Here is a 663-nt window from a genome sequence, read left to right as displayed (position 1 = left end):
CTCTGACTGCCTAGGCATCCACCGTGTACGCTTAGTCACTTAACCTCACAACCCGAAGGTGTTTCTGTAAACAGAAAACACTGTCGTGCCGTTTATTTGAGAGACTCTATGACAGGTTATTCCTTACCCCAGTACATCTACGGAGGGATAAGTTTCAGCTGTCATGTTTCAATTTTCAGCTTGTTCCAGATTGTTAAAGAGCAAAATACTTCGCAGCATACTGTTTTCAGTACACTCTGAAGTATTGTCAGGACTATATGGTGGAGCTAAGCGGGATCGAACCGCTGACCTCCTGCGTGCAAGGCAGGCGCTCTCCCAGCTGAGCTATAGCCCCATACAGTCACTTGCAGATACCTTTGTTACCTTATTCGATTCCAAACAAGACGCGGCGCCACGCGGCTATACAGCCATGCGGTGAAGCAACGCAGTATGGGAAAGAATTGGTAGGCCTGAGTGGACTTGAACCACCGACCTCACCCTTATCAGGGGTGCGCTCTAACCACCTGAGCTACAAGCCTATTAAAGGTATTTCTGCTCATTACTTTTTCATCAGACAATCTGTGTGAGCACGCCACTCGAATCAATATCATTAGGTAAGGAGGTGATCCAACCGCAGGTTCCCCTACGGTTACCTTGTTACGACTTCACCCCAGTCATGAATCA

Annotated in this window: 2 tRNA genes and 1 rRNA gene; all 3 read right to left on the bottom strand. The window is 47.8% G+C overall.

Annotation, left to right across the window (positions count from 1 at the left end):
• Nucleotides 1-258 precede the first annotated feature (258 nt).
• Nucleotides 259-334, bottom strand: a tRNA-Ala gene (locus tag ACTJJ1_RS24990).
• Nucleotides 335-441: 107 nt separating this feature from the next.
• A tRNA-Ile gene (locus ACTJJ1_RS24985) sits at nucleotides 442-518 on the bottom strand.
• A 76-nt stretch (nucleotides 519-594) separates the two neighbouring features.
• Nucleotides 595-663: ribosomal RNA gene (locus ACTJJ1_RS24980) — 16S ribosomal RNA — on the bottom strand; the annotation flags it as partial.

Source organism: Serratia sp. 22264, from assembly GCF_052045345.1.
Classification (GTDB): domain Bacteria; phylum Pseudomonadota; class Gammaproteobacteria; order Enterobacterales; family Enterobacteriaceae; genus Serratia; species Serratia plymuthica.
Note: the sequence above shows the minus strand (reverse complement) of the source record. Positions and strands in the feature narration are given on the sequence as shown.